We start from the raw sequence: 15,562 nt of genomic DNA, 5'->3' as shown, positions 1-15,562 counted from the left end.
GTCGGCCTCAGCTCCCCTCGCCCTGTGCCGTTCCGGCGAGGCGGCGCAGCACGTTCAGCATGTAGCGGCCGGCCCGGCCGTCCGGTTCCAGTCCGTTCGTCTTCTGGACATCCTGGATGGCTTCGCGGCTGGTCTTCCCGATCAACCCGTCGATCTCTCCGACCGGATACCCGAGGCGTGTCAGCAGGGCCTGCACCTCGCGGCGCTCGGCCCGCGACAGGCCGGGATCGTCCGTCGGCCATGGTTTGACGAAGGGTCCGCCTCCGCGCAGCCGGTCGGACAGGTGGGCGATCGCAAGCGCATAGGTTTCGGCGGTGTTGTACGAGTACAGTGCGTCGAAGTTCCGCTGCACGAGGAACGCAGGGCCGCCTTCACCCGCGGGCAGCAGGACGGCCGCCGCAGTGCTCGAGGCTTCGAGCGGAACGCCGTCGATACGCTGCACACCCAGTCGCGCCCATTCCGCAATCGAGCGCTTGTTGTGCCTGCCCGCGAGCGCGAGGTCGAACCCGGCCGGCAGCGTCACCTCATGGCCCCACGGCTGTCCGCTGACCCAGCCGGCCTTGGCGAGGAAGTTCGCCGTCGAGGCGAAGGCGTCGGGAATGCTGTCGATGAGATCGCGCCGGCCGTCGCCATCGAAGTCGACCGCGACCCGGGCGAAGGTGGAAGGCATGAACTGCGTGTGCCCGAACGCGCCTGCCCACGAGCCGGTCAGCCGCGCTGCGTCCACGTCGCCGTTCTCGATGATCTTCAGGGTGGCGAAGAATTCGCCACGGAAGAAACTCTGCCGCCGACCGAAGCAGGACAAGGTGGAGAGCGAAGTGAGCAGCGGGCGCTTACCGAAATTGCGACCGAAGTTGCTCTCGACGCCCCACACGGCCACGATCATCTCCCGGTCGATGCCATATTGCGCTTCGACCTTTTGCAGCGTGGCAGCCCATTGTTCCATCATCGCCCGGCCGTCGGCGATGCGTTCGTCGTCCACAAGTCCTGCCAGGTAATCCCAGATCGGCGTGCGGAATTCCGGTTGGTAATCGAGCAGGCCGAGGACGGAACGATCGGGTTCGAGCGTCCGCGTGAGTGCATCGAAGGTTTCCGCCTTGATGCCGTGTGTCTGCGCTTCCGAGCGCAGATCGCCGATGCAGCGTTCGAATGATGCGTCGGCTGCCGCGGGCAGCGAAAGCAGGGTGGCAACGAGGGTGCTGCAGGCAACGGCGGACTTCAGGATCATCTCTGACAGGCTTCGGAGCACGAATATGCCAATGGTACTCCGCTTGCGCTCGTCGCGCTGCGGGGGCGAGCGCCACGGACACTTGTGGCATTCTTGCTGGTTTTGGCAATGGCCGCGCGGACTCGCGTCCGTCGTGCCTCCTGCGAGCCGTTCGATGGAAGTCGTGCTTGAAATCATCCTGCCGGTGTTCGGCACGCTTGGGCTTGGCTATGTTGCGGCGCGCCTGGGGGTGTTCGATGACGCGGCGAATCGCGGCCTGTCCGTGTTCGTGTTCAACTTCGCCTTGCCGCTGATGCTGTTCCGCGCAATCGCGCAGACGGATCTGCCGGAAGCCTTGCCGTGGGGCTATCTGCTATCGTATTTCATCGGTGCGTTCGCGGCATACGGTCTGGCGATGCTTGCCGGCCGGTTGCTGTTCGGCCGACAGCTTGCCGAACAGGGCGTGCTGGGGCTGGGGGCGAGCTTCTCGAATACCGCCATGCTCGGCATCCCGCTGGTCGTGACTGCCTATGGCCCGTCGGCGGCTCTGCCGCTGTTCGTGTTGATTGCAGTGCACAGTCTCGTGATGTTGCCGCCGACGACGGCGCTGATCGAGACGGCGCGTGGCGGTGGACAGTCACCCGCCCGGCTTCTGCTCGGCCTCGTGCGCAGTATTGCCGCGACGCCAATCATCTGGGGCCTGAGTGCCGGACTGGTGCTCGCCTCGCTGGGCATGGCGCTTCCCGGACCGGTGGACGCCGTCGCGAAGAGCCTCGGCAGTGCGGCCGCGCCGTGCGCGCTGTTTGCTTTGGGCGCATCGCTCACGCGCTATAAGCCCGGCGGCAACCTGCGCGAGCCCCTGATGCTTGTGCTGCTGAAGACCATCGTTCATCCCGGGTTGGTCTGGGTGCTTGCGACCCGGGTGTTCGAGGTTCCCGACCTGTGGGTGATCGTCGCCGTGACCCTTGCAGCCTTGCCGACCGGCGTCACCCCCTATCTTTTCGCGCAACGCTATCAGGCATGTTTGGCGAGTTCCGCTTCGGCCGTATTCCTGTCCACGATGCTGTCGGCTGTGACCTTGTCGGCTCTCCTGCTCGTGCTGCGCAGCTGACGGTCGGGATCCGCGGAGCGGCCGTACGGATGAGCGACAGGCTCCCGATCCCGGCGGGGCAATGATCATGCGCTTCTTGCAGGATTCGCTTACGTTCCTCGCAAGCTGTCCCAGTCGGAAATCGACGTTTTTGACGTATCCTTCGGGCATGCCGACCGGGGAGGCGTGAACGCTCCGTATTCACCCGGTTTGTGCCCCCTGAACTTTGACGGCGAACCAGCATGAATCTTCACCCCGTAATCCTTTCCGGCGGTTCCGGTACCCGATTGTGGCCGCTCTCGCGCGAACAGTATCCGAAGCAACTGCTGGCGCTGATCGGTGACGACACCATGCTCCAGCAGACCGCGAGCCGGCTCGACGGCTTTTCGGGGAGCCTTCCTGTCGCCGCCGATCCGATCGTCGTGTGCAACGAGGACTACCGCTTCATCACGGCCGAGCAGATGCGCGCGATCGGGCATTCGGCCTGCCGCATCCTGCTCGAGCCGATCGGCCGCAACACCGCGCCTGCGCTGACGCTGGCTGCCCTATCGGTGGCGGGCGAAAACGGCGACGGCGTGCTCCTGGTCATGCCGGCCGACCATGTCGTCCGCGACCGTGAAGCCTTCCATCGTGCCGTCTCGATCGGGCTGGAGGCGGCGCAGGGGGGCGCGATGGTCACCTTCGGCATCGTCCCGGAGCGTGCGGAAACCGGTTACGGCTACATCCGCTCCGGCAGCGAGTGCAATCCGGGCGTCTGCGAGGTTGTCGCCTTTGTCGAGAAGCCCGATGCAAACACGGCGGCGGAGTATGTCGCCAGCGGCGCCTATCTCTGGAACAGCGGCCTGTTCATGGTGCGCGCCAGCATATGGCTGAAAGCGATCCGCCACTTCAATCCGGTGATGCTGGCCGCCTGTGAGGCGAGTCTGGACGGTGCAGTGCGCGACATCGATTTCGTGCGGATCGGGCGGGGCGCTTTCGAGGCGTGTCCGTCCGACTCGATTGACTATGCGGTGATGGAAAAACTTGCCGCCACGCCGGAACTGGGTATTGCGCCGCGTGTCGTGCCGATGTCCGTCGGTTGGTCCGATGTCGGCGCTTGGGATGCGCTTTGGGCGCTTGCGGAGAAGGACGACGCCGGCAATGCTGCGCGCGGCGACGTCGTTTTCGAGGGCACTACGGATTGCCTCGTTCATGCGACGAGTCGCATGGTTGCATGCGTTGGGGTGGACGGGTTAGTCGTCGTCGAAACCCCTGATGCCGTGATGGTCGCGCACAAGGACCGCACGCAGGACGTCAAGAAGATCGTCTCGCGTCTCAAGGCGGACAACCGCAGCCAGGTCTACGCGCATCGCAAGATCCACCGTCCGTGGGGTTGCTACGACTCGATCGACAACGGTCAGCGTTTCCAGGTCAAGCATATCGAAGTCAAGCCGGGCGCGTCGCTCAGCCTGCAGATGCACCATCACCGTGCCGAGCACTGGATCGTCGTGCGCGGCACTGCGAAGGTCACGCGCGGCGATGAAACCTTCCTGCTCACCGAAAACCAGTCAACCTACATCCCGCTGGGGGTCACCCACCGTCTCGAGAATCCGGGAAAGTTGATGCTCGAGATGATCGAGGTCCAGTCAGGGAGCTATCTTGGCGAAGACGACATCGTGCGGTTCGAGGATACCTACGGCCGCAAGTAACTGGAGGCTGTTACCGGACGGGCCTTGCGCCCGTCCGAAAACTGCGGCGGCGCTGGCTTACCAGAGCTGCCACCACGGACGGCCGTCCTTCGGGCCTCCCGCGTAATACACGCTGTTGGGGAAGTTTTTGCGCATCACGCGTTCGGCGTCGTCGCGCAGGTCGCTCATGCCCAGCGCGTCGTAGCTCTTGACCAGCATGAACAGCGCCTCTTCCGTCGCCGGGGCGTTCGGGTAGGTCTTGATCGTGGTTTGCGCCCGGTTGATGGTGGCCACGTAGGCGCCGCGCTTGTAGTAATAGCGTGCGACATGCACCTCATGCTGGGCGAGCGAGTTCACGAGGTACTGCATGCGCTGCCTTGCATCTTCGGCGTAGCGGCTGTTCGGAAAGCGGTTCACGAGCTGCCCGAAGGTGTCGAAGGACTCCTGCGCGGCCTTCGGGTCGCGCTCCGAAAGATCCTGGTTCGACAGTCCGGCAAGCAGGCCGAGGTCCTCATTGAACGTCGCGAGGCCCTTCAGGTAGTACATGTAATCCGCATTGGGATGGTTCGGATGCAGCTTGATGAAGCGATCCGCCGCCGCGATGGCCAAAGCCGGCTCGTACGACTTGTAATGGGCGTACGCAACTTCGATCTGTGCCTGCTGGGCGTAACGGCCGTACGGGAAGCGTGCCTCGAGTTTCTCGAAGAGCTTGATGGCCTGCTCGTAGGAGCCCTCGGCCATGTAGTTCTTCGCTTCGGAGTACAGCTTCTGGGCATTCCAGCCTGCAGTCTCGTCGATCTGTTCCGGCAACAGGCCGCATCCGCCGAGCAGCAATGCACCGATAACCGCTAAACTTCCAAGGGTGAACCTGGCCATCGAAAAAACTCGCGTGAATGAACCGGATAATTATAGCCCACTGGACGAGGCTGCTTCGCACCACCGGCTGACGATACCGGGCGACTGTGCCGGCCTGCGGCTCGATCAGGCCCTCGCGCGCCTGTTTCCTGCGCACTCGCGAAGCCGCCTGCAAGGTTGGCTCAAGTCTGGGCGCGTCAGCCTCAACGGCGGCCTTCATGATGCGAAGTTCAAGGTCTGGGGCGGCGAAGTCCTCGAAGTCGACGCGGCGCCAGCGCCCGAGGAGGTCGCCGAGGCACCCGAGGACATCCCGCTCAACATTGCCTACGAGGACGCCCACATCCTCGTGATCGACAAGCCGGTCGGCCTCGTCGTGCACCCCGGTAGCGGCAACTGGAGCGGGACGCTCCTCAATGCCCTGCTGCACCACGCTCCAGAGCTTGCCTGCATCCCGCGTGCCGGTATCGTGCATCGCCTCGACAAGGATACCAGCGGCCTGATGGTCGTCGCACGGACCCTCGAGGCGCAGACCGACCTTGTGCGCCAGCTCCAGGCGCGTACCGTCAAGCGTCACTATCTCGCGCTCGTGCACGGAATGGTCACCGGTCCCGGCGTCGTCGACGCGTCCATCGGCCGGCATCCGTCGCAGCGCACGAAGATGGCCGTACATTCGGCCGGGCGTGTCGCCGTGACGCGCTATTCCGTGCGCGAACACTTCGCCCGCGCGACCCTCGTCGAGTGCCGGCTCGAGACCGGACGCACACACCAGATCCGCGTCCACATGGCGCACATCGGTCATCCGCTGGTCGGCGATGTGACCTACGGGCGGCGGCGCTGCGGCTGCGCGATACTCGATGCTTTCCCGCGGCAGGCTCTGCACGCCTTCCGTCTGGGTCTCGTGCACCCGGCCAGCGGCGAGGAGATGGCTTGGGAGTCGCCATTGCCCGAAGATTTCGACGGCCTGCTTGCAGTCATCCGCGCGGAGACGCCGGCATGAGTCCAGACTGGTTCGAACCCGACTGGCCAGCTCCCGAGCGTGTGCGCGCGCTGGTCACGACGCGCCACGGCGGCGTCAGCGACGGACCCTGGACAAGCATGAATCTCGGCTGCCATGTCGGAGATTCAACGATCGCGGTCGCCCGCAACCGGACCATCCTGCGCGCAGTCGTGCCCTCGGAGCCATGCTGGCTGGACCAGATTCACGGCACCGACGTATGCGATGCTGCAAACGCGATCGCCGACGGCGCTCCGCCGCGTGCCGACGCTTCGTTTGCGCGCGAGGCCGGTGCGGTATGTGTCGTGATGACGGCGGACTGCCTGCCGGTGCTGTTCTGCGATGACGACGGCTCGGTCGTGGCCGCTGCCCACGCCGGCTGGCGGGGGCTCGCGTCGGGCATTCTCGATGCGACGGTCGCACGCATGGATGCAGAGCCCGCTCGCATCATGGCGTGGATGGGCCCCGCCATCGGGCCGGATGCCTTCGAGGTCGGCAGCGAGGTTCGGGAGCGCTTCATTGCGGCCGACGCAGACGCTGCGTGTGCGTTCGATCCGGCGGGGTTGCACGGGAAGTGGTATGCGGATCTGTTCGAGCTTGCGCGCCGGCGTCTGCGCTCGATCGGGGTCGAGCGGGTGTACGGCGGTGACGTTTGTACTTACTCCGACCCCTTGCGCTGGTTCTCATACCGTCGCGACGGGGTGACGGGACGGTTGGCTTCGCTGGTGTGGCTCTCCGATTGAGGGCCGGCCTGTCTCGCTATTGATCGATATTCGAATCGGTTCTATCGTTCGACGGTGCGTCGTTCATGTGTTCGCGGCGGGCTGCCGCGCGGCGGCGGGCCGGGGTTCCCGCAAGCCAGAGGAAAAGGGCCAGCGGGCCGACGCCCCAGAACACGAAGGTGAGCACGCCGCCGACGACCGTCGTGTCCGAGATCGCCGCGATCAGCACGACGTACAGCCAGGCAATTGCGATAATGTACATGGCGCCGATTCTACCTGCGACAGTGCGGGTGCGGCGCCGGGGACCGTGCGCGGTCCAGGGAGAATCTAGGTGACCAGCGAATTCCGCATGCGTCCGAACCTGCGCCTCAGGAGGGGCTGATGTCCGAATCCGACAACAACCAGGGCAACCCCGCGATCACGGGAATGCTGCAGTTCGGCCAGGCGATGGCGCAGAACTTCTTTCAGACCATTGCGCGCCAGCATGCAGTCATGCAGGACAGCAGTGGCGAGGCCGCGCCGGGTGTCGCCCTGCCGGAAACCGAAGCATTCGCGCGCCTGCAGCAGGATTTCGCTGCGCGTCACGTTGCGCTGTGGTCGACGATGCTGCAACTGAAGCCGGGCGAGAAGGCCGCTCCCGTCATCGCCCCTCCGCCGGGAGATCGCCGATTCTCGGCTCCGGAATGGAGCGACAGCCCGGTCTTCGACTACATCCGCCAGGCCTACCTGCTGAATGCCAGCTTCCTCAGCCAGGTCTCGGACGAACTGCCGATGTCCGACGGCCGCGCCAAGTCGCGTCTGCAGTTCCTGACGCGGCAATACGTCGATGCGCTAGCGCCGTCCAATTTCGCAGCCACGAATCCCGAATTCGTCAAGGCCGCTCTTGAAACCGAAGGCGAGAGCATCACGCGTGGAATCAAGAACCTGATTGCCGATCTCGAAAAGGGCCGGGTGTCGATGACCGACGACGGAGCTTTCGAGGTCGGACGCAATATCGCCGTTTCGCCCGGTGCCGTCATCTACGAAAACGAGCTGATGCAGCTCATCCAGTACGCCCCCCTGACCGACAAGGTCGCCCAGGTGCCGCTGCTGATCGTTCCGCCCTGCATCAACAAGTTCTACATCCTGGACCTCCAGCCCGACAACTCCCTCGTGCGTTTCACGGTGGAGCAAGGCTTCACGGTCTTCCTCGTGTCGTGGAAGAACCCCACGGCGGCAGAGTCGACGGCGACTTGGGACGATTACCTGGAGAAGGGGCCGCTCAAGGCGCTGGAAGTCGTGCGCGCCGTCACGCGCGTGAAGAAACCGAACGTGCTCGGATTCTGCGTTGGTGGCACGATATTGACGTCGGCGCTGGGTGTTGCGCGTGCGCGTGGCGAAGATCCCGTGGCGAGCCTCACGCTCATGACGACGCTGCTCGATTTCGCGGATGCGGGCGAACTCGGCTGCTTGGTTGACGAGGCGAGCGTGACGGCTCGCGAAGCTGCAATCGGCAAAGGGGGGCTGCTTCCCGGGCAGGAGTTGGCGAACGTCTTTTCGGCGCTGCGTGCCAACGACCTTATCTGGCAATACGTCGTCGGCAACTACCTGAAAGGCAACAAGCCGCAGGCGTTCGACCTGCTGTACTGGAATTCCGACAGCACGAACCTGCCCGGGCCGTTCCTGACGTGGTATTTGCGTAACATGTATCTGGAAAATAACCTGCGCATGCCGGGCAAGCTCAAGATGCTTGGTGCAAAGGTCGATCTGGGCAAGGTTGACGTGCCCGCATATCTGCTCGCGACGCGGGAGGATCACATCGTTCCGTGGAAGGGCGCCTACCTTTCGCGCGGACTGCTGGGAGGAGAAGCGACCTTCGTGCTCGGTGCGAGCGGGCACATCGCCGGTGCGATCAATGCGGCGTCGAAGAACCGCCGCAGCTACTGGGTGAACGCCTCCGGCGCGGCCGATCCGGAAGAATGGCTGGACGGAGCCGCCGAGCAGAAGGGCAGCTGGTGGCTGCACTGGATCGAATGGCTCAGGCCGTATGGGGGCAAACAGGTTGCAGCGCGCGGCCGGCTTGGCAATGCGAAGTACGCGCCGATCGAGCCCGCGCCCGGTCGTTACGTCAAGGAAAAGGCCTGACGTGCACGAACCGGCGCGGAACAAGAATCATCCAGCGGCAGCAGACACGGGGGGGGGGCGCTGCCGGAAGTGACTGGAAACCCTTCGTTAAACGACCAACGGGAGAGGAGGAAGTTTATGGCAAGAGTTGCACTAGTGACCGGTGGCATGGGTGGCCTGGGCGAGGCGGTCTGCATCAAGCTCGCTGCGCTGGGCTACAGGGTCGTGACGACGCATTCCCCGGGCAACACCAAGGCCGCTGACTGGCTGCAGACCATGAACAACATGGGCTATGGCTTCAAGGCCTATCCCTGTGACGTGTCGGATTTCGATTCATGCAAGACCTGCGTCGAAACCGTCACGCGGGAAGTGGGGCCCGTGGATGTGCTGGTGAATAACGCCGGGATCACCCGCGACATGACCTTCAAGAAAATGACGAAGGCCGACTGGGATGCCGTCGTCTCCACGAACCTCGACAGCGTGTTCAACATGACCAAGCAGGTCATGGACGGCATGGTCGAGCGCAAGTGGGGGCGCGTCATCAACGTTTCGTCGGTCAATGGCCAGAAAGGTGCATTTGGCCAGACCAACTACTCCGCTGCGAAGGCGGGGATGCATGGCTTCACCAAGGCGCTGGCGCTGGAAGTTGCGCGTAGTGGGGTGACCGTCAACACTATCTCGCCGGGATACATCGGTACCAAGATGGTGATGGCAATCCCGCAGGAAATCCTTGAATCCAAGATCCTGCCGCAGATTCCGGTGTCACGACTGGGCAAGCCCGAGGAAATCGCCGGACTGGTGGCCTACCTCTCGTCCGAGGAGGCTGCGTTCGTGACCGGCGCCAATATTTCCATCAACGGCGGCCAGCATATGTTCTGACCGGGACCGTATCCGGGTCCGCAACGGCGCGTTTCCGCAAGGAGCGCGCCGTTTTATTTTTCCTTTTGCAGTGCAGCAATCTCTTAGAAAAGTCCCTATAATTTACCCGCTTTGCGGTATGCACTGCCGCACGGTTGTCAGAGGAGGTGCGTTGCGGACGACTGTCGCGCGACTGGACGCGCCTCCCATCACCAATCTGCAAGAGGATTGCACCATGACTCAGAAAGTCGCACTCGTTACCGGCGCCATGGGCGGTTTGGGCACCGCAATCTGCCAGGCCCTGGCCAAGGACGGCCTGAAGGTTGTCGCCAACTGTCTGCCGGGTTTCCCGCAGAAGGATGAGTGGCTCGCCAAGCAGAAGGAAGTCGGCTTCGAGTTCATCGCTGCCGAAGGTGACGTGTCCGATTACGAATCCTGCAAGGCAATGGTCGCCAAGATCGAAGCCGAAGTCGGCGCGATCGACGTCCTGGTGAACAACGCCGGCATCACCCGCGACAAGTTCTTCCCCAAGATGGAGAAGGGCCAGTGGGATGCGGTGATCAACACCAACCTCAACAGCCTGTTCAACGTCACCCATCACGTTTCGCCCAAGATGGCCGAGCGCGGCTGGGGGCGCATCATCAACATCTCCTCGGTGAATGGCGTCAAGGGGCAGGCGGGGCAGACCAACTACTCCACGGCGAAGGCCGGCGTGCTGGGTTTCACCAAGGCGCTCGCCGCCGAACTGGCAACCAAGGGTGTCACCGTCAATGCCATCGCCCCGGGCTACATCGGTACCGAAATGGTCATGGCGATCCGCGAGGACATCCGTCAGGGCATCATCGACACGGTGCCGATGAAGCGTCTCGGCAAGCCCGAGGAAATCGGTGCGCTGTGTACCTACCTCGCGTCCGAACTGGCCGGCTATGTGACCGGCGCGACCATCAATATCAACGGCGGCCTGCACATGTGCTGATGCAGTATTCCGCGTCCGCGGATCGCTGCGAGACCCCGCCGAACGGCGGGGTTTTTATTTCTGCACCGCGGTATAATTTTGTCGAACGTGGAGAGCGGAATTGACCGCCGACGAGGAGAGGTATTGATGGCTGAGCAGTCGCGTCTTATCAAGAAGTATCCCAACCGCCGTCTGTACGATACCCGGACCAGTTCCTACATCACGCTGGCCGATGTGAAGGAACTCGTACTGGGGCGGGAGGAGTTTCAGGTCGTCGATGCCAAGACCGGCGAGGATCTCACGCGCAGTATCCTCCTCCAGATCATTCTCGAGGAAGAGGCGGGCGGAGCCCCCATGTTCACCAGCGACCTGCTCGCGCACATGATCCGTTTCTACGGAAATGCGACGCAGGGGATGATGGGTAAGTACCTCGAGAACAACATCAAGGCCTTCACCGAAATGCAGGCCAAGCTGCAGGAGCAGACACAGGCGATCTACGGCGAGAACAGCCCGATCAGCCAGGACCTGTGGGCCCAGTTCCTCAATTTCCAGGGGCCCGCGCTGCAGAGCGTGATGGGCACCTACGTCGATCAGAGCAAGAAGATGTTCTCGCAAATGCAGGAGCAGATCGAGAACCAGACGCGCAGCATCTTCACCGGTTTCCCATTCCCGAACTACGCCCCGGCCACCAAGGAAGAGCAGGCCGCACCGCACGCTGCCAAGGAAACGAAGCCGGAAGCGCCTGCAGCGAAAAGCGGCCGTTCGAGCCAGAAATAACATTCCGGCCGGGGTCATTCCGGACTCCGGTCAGAGCACCTCCCCCCTGAGAGCATGACCCAGAACAAGACCCCAGGCGTACCGCGAGTCGGTTTCGTCTCCCTCGGCTGTCCCAAGGCGACTGTCGACTCCGAACACATCCTCACGCGCTTGCGGGGCGAGGGCTACGAAATTTCCGGTAGTTATGACGACGCCGATCTCGTGGTCGTCAATACCTGCGGCTTCATCGATGCCGCCGTCGAGGAGTCGCTCGACGCGATCGGCGAGGCGCTTGCCGAGAACGGTAAGGTCATCGTCACCGGTTGCCTCGGCGCCAAGGACGATGTCGTGATGGCGGCGCATCCGCAAGTTCTTGCCGTCACCGGTCCGCACGCGACCGATGCGGTCATGAAGGCGGTTCACCAGCACCTGCCCAAGCCGCACGACCCCTTCACCGACCTCGTGCCGCCGCAGGGTATCCGCCTCACGCCGAACCATTACGCGTACCTGAAGATCTCCGAGGGCTGCAACCACCGCTGCACCTTCTGCATCATTCCGTCGCTGCGCGGTGACCTCGTGTCGCGCCCGATCCACGAAGTGATGCGCGAAGCCGAGTCCTTGGTGGATGCGGGCGTGAAGGAGCTTCTGGTTATCTCGCAGGACACCAGCGCATATGGCGTTGACACCAAGTACCGCACAGGCTTCTGGAACGGGCGCCCCATCAAGACGCGCCTGCTCGACCTCGCGAAAGCGCTGGGCGAACTCGGCGTATGGGTCCGCATGCATTACGTCTATCCGTACCCCAGCGTGGACGAGCTCATCCCGCTGATGGCCGAAGGCAAGATCCTTCCCTATCTGGACATCCCGTTCCAGCACGCCAGTCCGCGCATCCTCAAGGCCATGCGGCGTCCGGCGAACGCCGAGAACGTGCTCGAACGCATCCGCTCCTGGCGCAACATCTGTCCGGACCTGACGATCCGCTCCACCTTCATCACCGGGTTTCCCGGCGAGACCGACGAAGACTTCGAGCTGCTGTTGCAGTTCCTCGAGGAGGCGAAGCTCGATCGCGTCGGTGCGTTCGCGTATTCCCCCGTCGAGGGCGCCGAGGCGAACCAACTGCCGGACCCGGTCCCCGACGAAGTGCGCGAGGAACGCCGCATGCGCCTGATGGAGTTCCAGGAAGACATCTCGACCCAGCGTCTCGAGCGCTGGATCGGCCGTGAGATGACCGTTCTTGTGGACGACATCGAGGAGGACGGCGCGGTCGCCCGGTCCCCCGGGGATGCGCCCGAGATCGACGGCCTTGTCATCATCCCGAATGGCGAGGGGCTTGAGCCCGGCGAGTTCGCCCGGGTGCGCATCACCGACTGCGACGTGCACGACCTGTACGCCGAGCCGCTAGCCTGACAGGAGGCTCCGCCGATGTTCGAGCCGACGCCGCAGAATCCAGGCAAGTCCGGCCCCGTCATCGGATTGGCGCTCGGCAGTGGCGCGGCACGCGGCTGGGCGCACCTTGGGGTGCTGCGCGTGCTTGCCCGCGAGGGGATCGAGCCGCAGATCATCTGCGGCTGTTCCATCGGCGCCTTCGTCGGTGCCGCCATGGCGTCCGGCGATCTCGAGAAGCTTACCCAATGGGCCGAAGCGCTCAAGTGGCAGGACGTCGTCTCCCTGCTCGACGTGAGCCTGCGCGGTGGCCTCATCAAGGGTGAGAAACTCATCCAGTTTTTCGAGCGCAACTTCGTCGATCGCGATTTCTCGCAGCTCGATCGCAGGTTCGCGTGCGTTGCGACCGAGCTGGAAACGGGGCGCGAGATATGGCTGCGCGAGGGTAGCGTCGCGCAGGCCGTGCGGGCGTCGATCGCGCTGCCCGGACTGCTCACGCCCATCGTGCGCGACGGCCGCCTTCTCGTCGATGGTGGGCTCGTGAATCCTGTGCCCGTGTCGTTGTGTCGTGCGATGGGGGCCGACGTCGTGATTGCGGTCGATCTGGGTTCTGACATGATCGGCAAGGCGTGGCGCGCCACCCCGGTGGAGCAGGTCGAAGAGACCTCCGAGGGCTGGACGGAGCGGCTCTTCGCGCGTCTCGGCCTCCCGACGAACGGAAACGGCAATGTACGTGGTGCCCAAGCGGCCGGTGCCGATGTATCCCTCCCGTCCCTGATGACCGTGCTTACGTCCAGCATCAACATCATGCAGGTGCGCATCGCACGCAGCCGCCTGGCGGGCGAACCTGCCGAGGTGCAGATTTCTCCACGGCTCGCGCACATCGGCACGATGGACTTCCACCGTGCACGAGAGGCGATCGCGGAAGGCGAGGCAGCGGTCACCGGTATGTTGCCGGCTCTGCGCTACGTGCTTGGGCGTACGGTCACGGGACGTGCGTCATGAACGATGTGGTCGCTGCGCTGGCCGGCGCGGTCGGAGCGCTGCATGTGATTAACGATGTCGTAGCCATGGCTCCTTATCTGACGGACTGGCGCGGGCGCTACACGGGCCGGGCGATTGCCGTCGTGAAGCCCGGTAACACGCGAGAAGCTGCTGACGTCGTGCGCATCTGTGCGTCCGCAGATGTTCCCATGGTGCCGCAGGGGGGCAATACGGGGCTGTGTGGCGGAGCGACGCCGCTCGCCGACGGTGGCTCGGTCGTGATCAGCATGGCACGCATGAACCGCATCCGGACGGTCGACGCAGCGAACAATGCGCTCGTCGCAGAAGCGGGGTGTACGCTTGCGGCCGTCCAGCAAGCCGCCGACGCGGCCAGCAGGCTGTTCCCGCTGTCATTAGCGTCGGAGGGAAGCTGCCTCGTCGGCGGCAACATCTCGACGAATGCCGGCGGCGTGCAGGTCTTGCGTTACGGGAATATGCGCGAGCTGGTGCTCGGTGTCGAGGTTGTGCTACCCGACGGACGCGTCTGGGACGGGCTGCGCGCCTTGCGCAAGGACAACACCGGCTACGATCTCAAGCAACTTTTCATCGGCGCCGAGGGAACTCTGGGTATTGTCACTGCAGCGGCCCTCAAGCTGTTTCCGCGTCCGCGCGCAACCGCAACCGCCTGGGTCGTCGTTCCCGATCCACGGGCCGCGGTCGCCCTGCTGGCCCTGCTGCGCGATCGTTGCGGGGATCGTGTCAATGCCTTTGAGCTCGTCGGTCGCTCTGCTCTCGAACTCGTGCTGCGCCACATTCCCGGGACGCGCGCACCGCTTGCCGGTGCTCGCGACTGGCACGTTCTAGTCGAACTTGCGGACGTACTCGATGGCTTTGCTGTGGATGACATGCTCGTGCGCGTGATCGACGGGGCGATCGAAAGCGGTCTGGTCGTCGATGGTGCAATCGCTTCCAGTCTCACTCAGGCCCGTGCGTTGTGGGCCTTGCGCGAGAACATTTCCGAGGCGCAGAAGATCGAGGGGATCAGCATCAAGCACGATATCTCCGTGCCTGTCAGCAGCATCCACGAATTCCTGCAGCGGGCTCGGGCGGCGCTGACGGCGATATGGCCCGATCTGCGCATCGTCACGTTTGGCCACATCGGCGACGGGAATCTGCACTACAACCTTTCCAGGCCGGTTGCCGTCGACAACGCCGCGTTCGTGGCCCGGACCGGCGAGGTCAATCGCATCGTTCATGACCTGGTCGTCGCACTGAATGGGTCGATTTCGGCCGAGCATGGCATTGGTCAGCTGAAGCGCGACGAGAACGCCCATTACAAGTCCGATGTCGAACTCGACCTGATGCGGGCGGTGAAACGGGCTCTCGACCCGCACGCACTGATGAATCCGGGGAAGGTCGTCTGATACTCCGAAAAAGTATAAGTTCGGGGTTTACAGCCTGCGGGTGGCACCCTATAATGCGCGCTCTTTCGCCGTCGGGGGTATAGCTCAGCTGGGAGAGCGCTTGCATGGCATGCAAGAGGTCAGCGGTTCGATCCCGCTTACCTCCACCAGTCGAAAGTATTGAAGTCCCCATCGTCTAGAGGCCTAGGACACCGCCCTTTCACGGCGATAACCGGGGTTCGAATCCCCGTGGGGACGCCAGATAAAGCGAGGCGTTGAGTTATAATGGCGGCTCGCAAGCCGGTCGGTAAGGCCGGGCAAAAGCTCAGCGCGGAGTGGTAGTTCAGTTGGTTAGAATACCGGCCTGTCACGCCGGGGGTCGCGGGTTCGAGCCCCGTCCACTCCGCCAACAACACTGCAGACGATAGTCTGCTTGCAGTATAAGTAACCGTAGTAAAGTGCTTGCGGTTGGTAGCGCCAGAAGCTAGAATGCGCAGCTCTGTTGGGGGTATAGCTCAGCTGGGAGAGCGCTTGCATGGCATGCAAGAGGTCAGCGGTTCGATCCCGCTTACCTCCACCAACGAA

14 protein-coding genes and 4 tRNA genes are annotated in these 15,562 nt (G+C 63.6%); 15 read left to right on the top strand and 3 right to left on the bottom strand.

Annotated features, from left to right (window positions below; genetic code table 11):
* Nucleotides 1-7 precede the first annotated feature (7 nt).
* Entirely contained in the window at nt 8-1,228 is a 1,221-nt protein-coding gene (locus tag AzCIB_RS15270; RefSeq protein WP_050416684.1) for a lytic murein transglycosylase, read from the bottom strand.
* A 154-nt stretch (nt 1,229-1,382) separates the two neighbouring features.
* Here AzCIB_RS15270 and AzCIB_RS15265 point away from each other — a divergent pair, with 154 nt between their 5' ends.
* Together AzCIB_RS15265 and AzCIB_RS15260 are read left to right on the top strand one after the other, a co-directional pair.
* On the top strand, nt 1,383-2,318 hold the full coding sequence (locus tag AzCIB_RS15265) for an AEC family transporter (protein WP_050416683.1): 936 nt from the start codon (nt 1,383-1,385) through the stop codon (nt 2,316-2,318).
* 221 nt (nt 2,319-2,539) lie between these two features.
* Nucleotides 2,540-3,985, top strand: a complete 1,446-nt coding sequence (locus AzCIB_RS15260; RefSeq protein WP_050416682.1) for a mannose-1-phosphate guanylyltransferase/mannose-6-phosphate isomerase — start codon at nt 2,540-2,542, stop codon at nt 3,983-3,985.
* Nucleotides 3,986-4,042: 57 nt separating this feature from the next.
* Here AzCIB_RS15260 and AzCIB_RS15255 read toward each other — a convergent pair whose 3' ends face one another.
* Complete coding sequence (locus tag AzCIB_RS15255; RefSeq protein ID WP_050416681.1) at nt 4,043-4,840, bottom strand: outer membrane protein assembly factor BamD; 798 nt, start codon at nt 4,838-4,840, stop codon at nt 4,043-4,045.
* Between the two features lie 13 nt (nt 4,841-4,853).
* On the opposite strand from AzCIB_RS15255, the gene rluD reads away from it, so the two are divergent.
* Together rluD and pgeF are read left to right on the top strand one after the other, a co-directional pair.
* A complete protein-coding gene (gene rluD, locus AzCIB_RS15250; RefSeq protein WP_232299235.1) occupies nt 4,854-5,816 on the top strand; it encodes a 23S rRNA pseudouridine(1911/1915/1917) synthase RluD in 963 nt (320 codons plus the stop codon).
* A complete protein-coding gene (pgeF, locus tag AzCIB_RS15245) occupies nt 5,813-6,556 on the top strand; it encodes a peptidoglycan editing factor PgeF (protein ID WP_050416679.1) in 744 nt (247 codons plus the stop codon). Before rluD ends, pgeF begins: the two co-directional genes overlap by 4 nt.
* 16 nt (nt 6,557-6,572) lie before the next feature.
* On the opposite strand, the gene AzCIB_RS15240 is transcribed toward pgeF, so the two are convergent.
* Nucleotides 6,573-6,797, bottom strand: a complete 225-nt coding sequence (locus AzCIB_RS15240; RefSeq protein ID WP_050416678.1) for a hypothetical protein — start codon at nt 6,795-6,797, stop codon at nt 6,573-6,575.
* A gap of 119 nt (nt 6,798-6,916) precedes the next feature.
* On the opposite strand from AzCIB_RS15240, the gene phaC reads away from it, so the two are divergent.
* The 11 genes from phaC to AzCIB_RS15185 all read left to right on the top strand — a co-directional run bounded on the left by phaC (nt 6,917) and on the right by AzCIB_RS15185 (nt 15,557).
* Nucleotides 6,917-8,659, top strand: a complete 1,743-nt coding sequence (phaC, locus tag AzCIB_RS15235) for a class I poly(R)-hydroxyalkanoic acid synthase (RefSeq protein WP_050416677.1) — start codon at nt 6,917-6,919, stop codon at nt 8,657-8,659.
* A 117-nt stretch (nt 8,660-8,776) separates the two neighbouring features.
* A complete protein-coding gene (phbB, locus tag AzCIB_RS15230; protein ID WP_050416676.1) occupies nt 8,777-9,517 on the top strand; it encodes an acetoacetyl-CoA reductase in 741 nt (246 codons plus the stop codon).
* 214 nt (nt 9,518-9,731) lie between these two features.
* The gene (locus AzCIB_RS15225) at nt 9,732-10,472 is read left to right on the top strand and encodes a beta-ketoacyl-ACP reductase (RefSeq protein WP_050416675.1); all 741 of its coding nucleotides are present in this window, start codon (nt 9,732-9,734) and stop codon (nt 10,470-10,472) included.
* A gap of 126 nt (nt 10,473-10,598) precedes the next feature.
* Nucleotides 10,599-11,228, top strand: a complete 630-nt coding sequence (gene phaR / locus AzCIB_RS15220; protein ID WP_050416674.1) for a polyhydroxyalkanoate synthesis repressor PhaR — start codon at nt 10,599-10,601, stop codon at nt 11,226-11,228.
* A gap of 54 nt (nt 11,229-11,282) precedes the next feature.
* Nucleotides 11,283-12,614 carry a 30S ribosomal protein S12 methylthiotransferase RimO gene (gene rimO, locus AzCIB_RS15215; RefSeq protein ID WP_050416673.1) on the top strand — a complete coding sequence of 444 codons (1,332 nt, stop codon included), beginning with the start codon at nt 11,283-11,285 and terminating at the stop codon, nt 12,612-12,614.
* A 15-nt stretch (nt 12,615-12,629) separates the two neighbouring features.
* Nucleotides 12,630-13,595: a patatin-like phospholipase RssA gene (gene rssA, locus AzCIB_RS15210; RefSeq protein WP_050416672.1), complete on the top strand. Its 966-nt coding sequence runs from the start codon at nt 12,630-12,632 to the stop codon at nt 13,593-13,595.
* Nucleotides 13,592-14,998 carry an FAD-binding oxidoreductase gene (locus AzCIB_RS15205; RefSeq protein ID WP_050416671.1) on the top strand — a complete coding sequence of 469 codons (1,407 nt, stop codon included), beginning with the start codon at nt 13,592-13,594 and terminating at the stop codon, nt 14,996-14,998. Before rssA ends, AzCIB_RS15205 begins: the two co-directional genes overlap by 4 nt.
* Before the next feature lie 73 nt (nt 14,999-15,071).
* A tRNA-Ala gene (locus AzCIB_RS15200) sits at nt 15,072-15,147 on the top strand.
* Nucleotides 15,148-15,162: 15 nt separating this feature from the next.
* Nucleotides 15,163-15,238 (top strand) — tRNA-Glu (locus tag AzCIB_RS15195).
* Between the two features lie 71 nt (nt 15,239-15,309).
* A tRNA-Asp gene (locus tag AzCIB_RS15190) sits at nt 15,310-15,386 on the top strand.
* A gap of 95 nt (nt 15,387-15,481) precedes the next feature.
* Nucleotides 15,482-15,557: transfer RNA gene (locus AzCIB_RS15185), tRNA-Ala, on the top strand.
* The last annotated feature ends 5 nt before the right edge of the window (nt 15,558-15,562 follow it).

This window comes from Azoarcus sp. CIB (genome assembly GCF_001190925.1).
Taxonomy (GTDB): domain Bacteria; phylum Pseudomonadota; class Gammaproteobacteria; order Burkholderiales; family Rhodocyclaceae; genus Aromatoleum.
This window is presented reverse-complemented; position numbering and strand designations above follow the sequence as displayed.

Excerpts from the sequence above, each read along its gene's own strand:
- AzCIB_RS15270 (WP_050416684.1), bottom strand. The coding sequence starts at position 1,228 with ATGATCCTGAAGTCCGCCGTTGCCTGCAGCACCCTCGTTGCCACCCTG.
- AzCIB_RS15265 (WP_050416683.1), top strand. The coding sequence starts at position 1,383 with ATGGAAGTCGTGCTTGAAATCATCCTGCCGGTGTTCGGCACGCTTGGG.
- AzCIB_RS15260 (WP_050416682.1), top strand. The coding sequence starts at position 2,540 with ATGAATCTTCACCCCGTAATCCTTTCCGGCGGTTCCGGTACCCGATTG.
- AzCIB_RS15255 (WP_050416681.1), bottom strand. The coding sequence starts at position 4,840 with ATGGCCAGGTTCACCCTTGGAAGTTTAGCGGTTATCGGTGCATTGCTG.
- pgeF (WP_050416679.1), top strand. The coding sequence starts at position 5,813 with ATGAGTCCAGACTGGTTCGAACCCGACTGGCCAGCTCCCGAGCGTGTG.
- AzCIB_RS15240 (WP_050416678.1), bottom strand. The coding sequence starts at position 6,797 with ATGTACATTATCGCAATTGCCTGGCTGTACGTCGTGCTGATCGCGGCG.
- phaC (WP_050416677.1), top strand. The coding sequence starts at position 6,917 with ATGTCCGAATCCGACAACAACCAGGGCAACCCCGCGATCACGGGAATG.
- phbB (WP_050416676.1), top strand. The coding sequence starts at position 8,777 with ATGGCAAGAGTTGCACTAGTGACCGGTGGCATGGGTGGCCTGGGCGAG.
- AzCIB_RS15225 (WP_050416675.1), top strand. The coding sequence starts at position 9,732 with ATGACTCAGAAAGTCGCACTCGTTACCGGCGCCATGGGCGGTTTGGGC.
- phaR (WP_050416674.1), top strand. The coding sequence starts at position 10,599 with ATGGCTGAGCAGTCGCGTCTTATCAAGAAGTATCCCAACCGCCGTCTG.
- rimO (WP_050416673.1), top strand. The coding sequence starts at position 11,283 with ATGACCCAGAACAAGACCCCAGGCGTACCGCGAGTCGGTTTCGTCTCC.
- rssA (WP_050416672.1), top strand. The coding sequence starts at position 12,630 with ATGTTCGAGCCGACGCCGCAGAATCCAGGCAAGTCCGGCCCCGTCATC.
- AzCIB_RS15205 (WP_050416671.1), top strand. The coding sequence starts at position 13,592 with ATGAACGATGTGGTCGCTGCGCTGGCCGGCGCGGTCGGAGCGCTGCAT.